Genomic DNA, 8238 nt, shown 5'->3' with positions numbered 1-8238 from the left:
TTACTACACCTTTATTATACGTGGTGTTATTACACCATCATTAATCAATGGTGTAAATAGGTGACTTTTTGGTGTGGTATAGGTGACTTTTTGGTGTGGTATAGGTGACTTTTTGGTGTGGTATAGGTGACTTTTTGGTGTGGTATATCCCTTGTATATACTATAAATAAAGGCTTACAGCAGATCTAAAAGCATTTAAAAGTATTAAAAATTATTAAAAGCATTGGGAATGAAAAATTGCCCTTGGTTTTCGCTACGCTCAAACTCTATTGAATCTCGCTTTCGCTCGATTCCTGGGGCAATTTTTTAGCTCTTCCAGCTGTGACTTTAAGAAAAAGCAAAGACAAGAGCAAAAGCAACTCGGAATTCGCTTCGCTCATAAAGCTTTTTTACTCGCTACGCTCGATCTAGGCCCAATTTTCTGCATGTGATTTACGCTTATTTAGGCTTCACAGCCTAAAAAGCTGTTTTTCAGAGAGTCGAGGTGCGAATTTTGGTGCTTCGCTCGTAGACACTCGCTCTATTTATCCCGATTAGAATAAAAATTGTCTCTATTTTGCGCTCATTTGCGTTTTTTGACCTGATTGCTCATTTCAATAGTCGATTCTATGTCTTATGTAAAAATGTGGCTGAAATCGCATGTGAGAGCGTTTTAACTTGGGTTTTATTTTTGATCTGTAGGCTAGAGTTTTCGCTTATAGATTTTTTTCTTAGAAATACAATAGTCAGGATCTCTTTTGGCCAAGCACTATCTTTACTGTCAGTTAAGTCAATTAAATGGATTGGGAGCCGGTACATACCGGCAATTTTTGGTTCACACACCACGCATCTAAAGATAAAGGCTCTAAAGCCTTATGCTATAAGGGCTACAGCGATTTTTCATCTGTCTGGAAAGCGTTTACGCTTTTAGCATGATTTTTATTATCTTTCATAGACTTAGCTGTAAACACTTTTTGTTGCGAATAAAGTGCAATATTTACTTACAAAACAATGAGATAGCTTGTAATCACCTTTGTTTACGTTTTTATATAAATTTCTCTTTTTATATTAGATATTTAACCTGTAATCATTAAAACTTAACACAGTGTTTACTTATATTTGATAGTTACTTTTTAGAAATTAGGTGCTTAGATTGAAAACAAGTGATAGGAGTTTTTCATGAACAGTACTCGAACCGTTGCCGTCAGATTAGACAATCAGGTTGCACAAGAATATGAGCGTTTGGCTCAGTTGAAGGGCGATAAATTAGGGACTTATCTGCGGGATCTTCTGACCAGTAATTTACAAATGGCCAGCATTGAGCGACAAGTCAGTCGGATTGAAACACTTGTGAATGATTTTGAAAAAGATATTAATCGGTCATTGGATCAATTTACCCAAGCTAATTCTTTGAATGAAAATTTATTAGGAGATTTGGGGGAAATATACATGTTTCAAATAGGCATTCTTATGAAGCTACAAACAGAGAAATATGAGATTCGAGGAATGCAGGCTAAAGGAAAAATTCATGCTAAGGCTAGCTATCTGAAAGGAAAAAATCATGAGTAATATTATTCAACTTTCTAAACCATGTGCTTTCTGTGATTCAAGAGACAACGTACAGCTTTTTGCAGGGCTGATGCTTTGCGGAAATTGTCAGGACAATATCCGGATTACCAATCCTGGTATGTTTGAAGCCAATGATCAGATTGAACAAAAAAACCAGAGTTAATCTGGTTTTTTATGCAGTACTTTATTTTTATGTACGAAAAACTGTATTGCTATTGAAGTTGTAGAACCGACTAAGCCTATAGTAATCATGCCACTTATAGCAAGTTGATGAAGTTGTTCATATTCTTTGATCATGGGGAATTTATGTAAAAAGTGGAATAGCCCTAACATACAACCTAAAATAGTCGAAAACATTAGATAGTAAAAATCTGTGACTGCACTGATCAGTCTGTTCAAAATAGGCTGTATGTTAAGTTTCGAGTGTGTAGTCAAGTGATTTACAAAGCATAAAATTCCCATAACGATAAATAATCCAATACTAGTATCTATAAGATTTTCGATCGTAAAAAATGCAAAAACTAAGTTAAATGACTTACTGAAAGATTCTTCAGTTGCAAACTTTTGACTCGAAATAAATATGGAAAAATAAGAACCAAAGGTTATGCATAGGAAAACGAAAAACTCTTGGAATATGAATGTCGGGAGGTAAATTTTTTTCTCAACATGGAATAGGTCTTCATCATTTGATAAATATTTAATTTCAGGGTCTTTTTCTTCATTCATAAGCTGATAATAGAAATGCGAATATATGTTAATAGGGGCGTGTTAAACGAAAATTTGAAATTCAGAAAGTAAAAAAGCTAGCCCATTAGACTAGCTTCTTAACCTTGAAATTATCTTTCCTTGTTGGACTGTGCAAGTACTGATGCTGCTAGGGTTTTCGTGGTATCGCTATATTTATCACTCTGTAAGACATTAGATGCTTTTGTTTCCATTGTACTACCTGTTTGCTTATCCGAATTTGCTTGAGATAAAGCTGAAGCAGCTAACTGTTTTTGAATTGCTGAAGATGACGGATCGCGTAATACCTCAGATGCTAATGAACCAACATTTTTTGACGTTTGTTTGCCATTTTTTGACATAACTATTTCCATGAAATTAAAAGTAATCTCATGATCATAATAAATATTTCATTGTGATCAATATTTGTTCTAATAGAGAGCGTCTTAAGTTGTCGTATATTTTATTTTGTCTAGAATTGAAAGTCTTTTATTATTAAGATGTTGGTTTTTTGAGATCTAAAATGTTTGATCCAAAATTTCAAGTTTTACTAAAATTTCTTCAAGATAATCCTGAACGACTTTCAAGTAGAAGTAAAAGTTTACATTTAGATTCTGATGAAGGCATTAATGCTTTGCATGAATGCTACGTGAGATCTAAAGAACAGAAACTTACTTTATCAAGACCCGCAACCATTCCCGATGATGCAGTTAGTGTCATTCTCCAACAATGTTGCAATTTTACAGAAGAACAAACTGAGCAAATTAAAGTTGAACATCAATTATCTATGTCAGCAGAAAATTTAGTAGGTGCATTGCTGGAAAGATACATAGCTCAAGTGCTTGAACCGCATGGATGGATCTGGTGTGCAGGAGACTTTGTTCGAGCAATTGATTTTATTAAATACAATCAATCAACTCAATTATGGGAAGCTGTTCAAGTAAAGAATAGAGATAATACGGAAAATTCTTCATCTTCAGCTATTCGTCAGGGAACTACTATTGAAAAATGGTTTAGAACGTATTCCAAACCATCTAAAAAAAGAGCAACGAATACAAATTGGGAAAACTTTCCCGAAGCAGAGTTCCGAGATCAGTTGAGTGAGGAAGGTTTCTTACAATTCATAAGAGACTATTTGGCTTAATTACTTATTTTGGAAAGCTTTTTTCCAATCTTTTTCCGTTGTGAACTTATAACGAGAAAAAGGAAAGTTTTCTGGTGGCTTTATATCATTGCCTTGATCATGGTTAATAATGGTTTGAGCAATTGCATAACCAAGGTCACCAGGAACAGCATTTCCAATTTGTTTATATTGATCCACCAATTTACCTGCAAATTTCCAATGATCAGGAAATTGCTGGATTCTAGCGTATTCAGCTACGCTCAATGGGCGGTCTTCTTCTGGATGAGCAAGGTCTGTTGCTGGCATAGTTGGACTTGTAACAAGTGTGGGGCTTGGTTTATTCCAGTCTAAGCGTCTTAGAAAACCTGTTTTCCCTCCACCCAAGTAGTAGGATTTACCCATAGCTTCTTTTTGAAGTTCTTCAGGCAAGTTTCTCCAATTTTCCCCAGATTTTAACAGGCGATAATATTTGAGCCGTTTTTCTGGAAATACTGCACACGCTTGGTTTTGTTCAGAGGTTAAGTTTGAAATAGCATCCTTTAATGTATTCCAAGGTTTAAGTCCAAATATGCCATTTTGGCTATGGGTAGGATTTATATAAGGAGCTTTAGAACCATCAGCACAAGCAATAATTACAACACGTTCTCGGATCTGTGGAGCACCATAATTCGCTGAATTATATAAATTAAATGAAACACCATAGCCCTTTTCCTCAAGAAAATGGATTATGTATTCTAAGGCTGTTCCCTTTGCATTTTTTAGGGACATTTCATCATGTTCAGATGGCTTATGAACAGCTGAAAGTAAGCCTCTAACGTTTTCGATTACTATATATCGAGCCTTGAGATCAGTTGCTATTTGAAGATAGTGGATAAATACGTTTCCTCGCTCATCTTCAAATGAACGTCTAGCACCAGCTGTAGAAAATGCTTGGCAAGGTGGACCACCCACGACTAAATCAATAGTATCCTCTTGAGATAGGCCTATCTCTTGAAGAATGTCTTGAGCTGAATAATTTCTAATATCACCTAATAATGGGACATTGGGTTGATTTAATGTGATTGTTTCCTGACATTTTTTGTCAAATTCACAATACATCAAAGGTTTAAATCCAGCCCTTTCTAAACCAAGATCTAGACCTAAAGCACCACTAAAAAAACTGAGGTAATTCACATCAGCATCCCAAAAAAAACAATGGTGGGATCATACTAAAAATATAATCCCAGGTCCACTATTATGTGATTATCTTTCACTATCTGATTGAGAATGAACCGATGTAGTATTGCTAAACAGCCCTTATTGCATATGGTTACTTATATAAATCAAGAAGTTGTAACAAAGGCTTGGGCTAAACGTTTCTCATGAGTGGCCAAGGTTGTGTAATATCTTTCTTGTAAAGCGTAAATAAAGTTTTTAAGATTTTTATCATTATCAATAATATATTTACCATCCCCATTTTTTGGCAGATTGAGATTATCAATATAAGAATGAAGTTCTTTTTTCACATCTGCATCATATGAGTTGTAGGTCTCTAAGATTAGAGCAATATTTTTTCTATTCAGCATACCAATCTTGTTGGTTGTAAACTGTTGATCAACAGAAATAATTTCCATTTGGAAAAAAGTATCCATTTCTTCTTTTGTAGCTTCTCTATATAAAGAATTAATATTCGAAAAAATCGAATTTAATTTTTCTAATTTCTTGAAATATAAGGTATTTGTTTCGTAGTTATATAAAGCATCAGGCTCTTCATTAATGATGATAACTGGTTTTTCTATTAATTTTGGCTGATCTGAAACTGTTAATATTTTTTTCCCATATATTTTTGACCCCGATAAGACTTTTTGTAATAAAAACCATTTTTTACCTGATGGTTCAAATACAAAGTACTTTACACCCTTATATTGGTCAGCTTTTAGAGTTGGTAAAGTTGTATTAATTTGCCGACTTAATAACTCTAAAGGATCAGATATCTTATCTTCCGTTGCTACTTCCGCTGTATTTTCTGTTTTTGAAAGATTGATGGAAAACCAATCATCTTCTTCTAGAATAGCAGTTGGGCTATATGGAACAGAAGAAATTTCATCTAAGTTTACGCTTGTAAAAAAATCAGGACAATTATCATCAGATAATACTAGATGAAATTTAGAGTTAGATCGAGCATAGAGACAATTCATAAATGAGAACACCAATATTTTCAGTTATCTAGATTAATAAATAAGTATGATTATTCACCTTAATTAAGGCAACTTCTTCCTGTTCCTTTCCTGAAGAATTTTCAAAAAAATCACTCAAAATTTTTACTTCTTTTTTTGTAATCAGAAGCATTTTTGATTTGTCTACATTATCAATAAAATAAAATTTATAACCCAGTATTAGAAATAAAGGATTGAAATAGAAGAAGCGTGTTTTACTTAATAAAATAAGCATCAAAAGAAAGAACAGTAAAAAAGATTTGAATGTTGGTAGACTAATTGCGACAAAAGAATACCCCAAATAAATTGGTAGATAGAAATCATTAGCTTGTTCAAAACTAGCAATTTGATTTTTTTTAAACTTAACCTTATCCAACTTCTTAATTATGAACTTCAGAGATAATGCTGTAATTCCAATTAACATCAGCAAAACAATAATATAAACACAATATGGGAAAATTAATTTTAGGAATACTGGATCAAATTTTACGAAAGGAAAAAAATCTAGAGCTTTTTCTATACCCTTAGACTTTATCCAATCAATCCACAACCTCTCATGTGATATCAGAAATATCAATGCTGCCAATGTCATGGCGATAGCTGTTAAGATCCAATGGATGACACTTTTAATGATATCCATAGCTAACCCCCTAATTTGATTTAATTATCGTATAAATTTTCAATAATTACATTAAATTGAAGACATAATTTGTCGCATAGATTAACTATGAATAGTTATTTTTTTACTAATTATCACTTTTCCTAAAATTAATATAATAGCGGTGATATGGAATCAGGAAAGCATGGCTTTAATTTCCAGTTGGAAAGCCATGAAACATCCATTGTATGCCCCATAAAATAGCTAGAATTAAAATTACGAGAATGATGATTTCTAATTTCTTCATTTTTAAATATTTCTAAAATTAACATAATGCACGTTATACGAAATGCGTTATAATTATTTATAGAAATCAATGCTGTAGTTTCTAGTTGATAGCCCATCTTCCCCAAGGTGGGCTTTTTTTGTGATTTTTCATGTTCCACGCTTATTCTTTGATCAATGTTTCACAACTTTGATTAGTACACCTAAATAAGCCTCTTAGCCATTCGGCAAGAAAAACCGGCTTAACCATCCTCTTTTCGGCTGCTCCGGTTCAACCTGCTCTGGCACTGGAATACGCTTATTTTCTGTTTCGACCGGAGTAGTCAATCCGTCATGTTTCGGCTCAGTTTCTGGCCGAGGATCCGTTGCTATATCTTGGCTAGATTTCTGATCGGTAAACGTAGTTATATTGGTTTTTGGGGCTTCTAGCAGTCGTTGTATAGCTTCTATTTGATTGTCTTTTGCTTCTAGCTGTTCTCGTTGGAAAACTTCTCGCTCATGTGCAAGTTCTAGCTGTTTTTTTAGTATGTCTACCTGCTGTTTTAGCATGTCTACTTCTGTCTCTTTTTGTACCGCAGTAGACTGTAACGGGGTTACATTATTATTTTTATTAGATGGTTCGCCAAATACTCTTATGGCTTCAGATAAATCTATTTTCCCATCACTATTTTTTGATAAATCTCCTTTATTTATACGCTTATAAATACTTTGTCGATTCATCCCATAAAGTTGTGATAACTCAATAACAGATAGTGCTTTCATTATGTAACCCAAGTAAAAATCTGTATGCTTGTAGACAATAATTAATCATGTAACGTTACATCAGTATTTTAACGATAGCCAACTTTTTCAAGATAAGGATGTAATTCTTGAAACTTAGCAGGATCTTGAAGCATTTCAGCAATTCTTATTGCAAACTGTTGATAGCTTTCAGTGCCCTGAGAGTATTTCCCCATTTCAGGTAATTCCGAAAGCTTGTTAGCAAATAAGTGGCGTTGAGCATCTGTTATTCTGGAAAAAATATCTAATGTATTGGGATCTTTCTTACGTTCTATTGCTTTGTTCTGATTTCTTTTTTGTTTGAAGCTAAAAGAGAACCCAGAAATAGAGCGACCTTCTTTATGCTGTTCAACTTTAACGATGATATCTGTATGTTCATTTATTTGTTTGACTGCTGCTTCAAGTACACGTCGTTTAAATGTATCTAGTCTTGGGTAATCATCTGAAGTTAAGCCAAGCTTCGAACGAAAGTCAGAAACTTCAAATATAGGAGTGTTACCGACTTCACGCCATGCTATAAGCAACTCATAGAGTCGAATGGCATATTTTCCTGTTAATTGGGTAACTTGTTTTAACTGATAACTTGTAAATTGTTTTTCTAAACGTGTAATTAAAGGGACTACATCCATTGTAAAAGTAACCTCTAAGGTTGCTGCATCATCAATATAAGAAATATTTTGAACCCATCGAGAAATTACTTTCTTTGATTTTCCTGTTTTTTCATCAATTGTTTGGTAGCTAAACTGTCTACCAAAAAGGTTAGTAACTGCTGTTTTTAGGGCTTTGTAGGCGGCATGCTTACTAACATTAAATCTGCTCATATAGTCACTGGCATGGATCCGTAGCCTAGTGTTTGCATCAATCCCTGTTTTTGTTTCTCTTGCTTGTAAGATAGCCAGTAGAATTAACCGTTGTTCTACGGTATCTAAATTATAACTCGCATTAATTAAAGCATTATCTTTTACTATTAATTCACTGGTAGGCAT

10 protein-coding genes are annotated in these 8238 nt (G+C 33.8%); 3 read left to right on the top strand and 7 right to left on the bottom strand.

The features are described from left to right. The first annotated feature begins 1158 nt into the window (after window positions 1–1158). Together D7V20_RS17770 and D7V20_RS19900 are read left to right on the top strand one after the other, a co-directional pair. Entirely contained in the window at window positions 1159–1548 is a 390-nt protein-coding gene (locus D7V20_RS17770) for a hypothetical protein (RefSeq protein WP_060513603.1), read from the top strand. Beyond that, entirely contained in the window at window positions 1541–1711 is a 171-nt protein-coding gene (locus tag D7V20_RS19900; RefSeq protein ID WP_171291932.1) for a hypothetical protein, read from the top strand. Before D7V20_RS17770 ends, D7V20_RS19900 begins: the two co-directional genes overlap by 8 nt. Here the strand turns inward: D7V20_RS19900 and D7V20_RS17765 are convergent. Continuing rightward, window positions 1708–2274, bottom strand: coding sequence for a hypothetical protein (locus D7V20_RS17765; protein WP_016165575.1), 567 nt, complete (start codon window positions 2272–2274; stop codon window positions 1708–1710). The two genes, D7V20_RS19900 and D7V20_RS17765, sit on opposite strands and share 4 nt — an antisense overlap. Before the next feature lie 110 nt (window positions 2275–2384). Beyond that, window positions 2385–2633, bottom strand: a complete 249-nt coding sequence (locus D7V20_RS17760; RefSeq protein ID WP_171291931.1) for a hypothetical protein — start codon at window positions 2631–2633, stop codon at window positions 2385–2387. 161 nt (window positions 2634–2794) lie between these two features. On the opposite strand from D7V20_RS17760, the gene D7V20_RS17755 reads away from it, so the two are divergent. Then, entirely contained in the window at window positions 2795–3415 is a 621-nt protein-coding gene (locus D7V20_RS17755) for a SinI family restriction endonuclease (protein ID WP_120385268.1), read from the top strand. Here the strand turns inward: D7V20_RS17755 and D7V20_RS17750 are convergent, their stop codons facing one another. The 5 genes from D7V20_RS17750 to repM form a co-directional block, all read right to left on the bottom strand. Then, window positions 3416–4567, bottom strand: a complete 1152-nt coding sequence (locus D7V20_RS17750) for a DNA cytosine methyltransferase (protein WP_120385267.1) — start codon at window positions 4565–4567, stop codon at window positions 3416–3418. Between the two features lie 149 nt (window positions 4568–4716). Continuing rightward, complete coding sequence (locus D7V20_RS17745) at window positions 4717–5571, bottom strand: hypothetical protein (protein WP_120385266.1); 855 nt, start codon at window positions 5569–5571, stop codon at window positions 4717–4719. Window positions 5572–5599: 28 nt separating this feature from the next. Next, complete coding sequence (locus D7V20_RS17740) at window positions 5600–6229, bottom strand: hypothetical protein (protein WP_120385265.1); 630 nt, start codon at window positions 6227–6229, stop codon at window positions 5600–5602. Between the two features lie 459 nt (window positions 6230–6688). Further along, entirely contained in the window at window positions 6689–7234 is a 546-nt protein-coding gene (locus tag D7V20_RS17735; protein WP_086249597.1) for a plasmid replication DNA-binding protein, read from the bottom strand. Between the two features lie 68 nt (window positions 7235–7302). After that, window positions 7303–8238: a replication initiation protein RepM gene (repM, locus tag D7V20_RS17730; protein ID WP_086249596.1), complete on the bottom strand. Its 936-nt coding sequence runs from the start codon at window positions 8236–8238 to the stop codon at window positions 7303–7305.

This window comes from Acinetobacter rongchengensis, assembly GCF_003611475.1.
Classification (GTDB): Bacteria; Pseudomonadota; Gammaproteobacteria; order Pseudomonadales; family Moraxellaceae; genus Acinetobacter; species Acinetobacter rongchengensis.
Note: the sequence above shows the minus strand (reverse complement) of the source record. Positions and strands in the feature narration are given on the sequence as shown.